Raw genomic sequence first — 457 nt, forward strand, 5'->3', positions numbered from 1 at the left:
AAACTGGCCAAAGACATCACCGTTGACAGCGTGACCGCAGGCGACAGCAAACTGAATACAGACGGCCTCACCATTACCGGCGGCCCGAGTGTGACCAAGTCAGGCATCAATGCCGCCGGCAACAAGATTACCAACGTTGCCCCGGGTACCGATGACGCCGACGCGGTCAACTACAGCCAGCTGAAACAACAAAGCGCCGCCGCCCGTACCGAAGTTGCCGCCGGCACCAACATCAAAGACGTGGTGAAAACTACCGGCGCCAACGGCCAAGACGTTTACACCGTTAACGCCAAAGGCACGACTGCGAGCGCCGGTTCCGACAAGTTGACCGTTACCGCCGCTGCTGCAGACGCGAACAACGTGACCGACTACAGCATCGACTTGGCTGATGGCACCAAAGCCGAAATCCAAAAAGGTGTGGACGCCAAAACCACCGTTGACACTAAAGGCCTGACCT

At 58.0% G+C, this 457-nt stretch carries 1 pseudogene; it reads left to right on the forward strand.

The window, feature by feature from the left end:
* Positions 1-457 (forward strand): annotated as a pseudogene (locus HMPREF2700_RS10345) (hypothetical protein); the annotation flags it as partial.

The organism is Neisseria sp. HMSC068C04, from assembly GCF_001810105.1.
GTDB lineage: Bacteria > Pseudomonadota > Gammaproteobacteria > Burkholderiales > Neisseriaceae > Neisseria > Neisseria flavescens_B.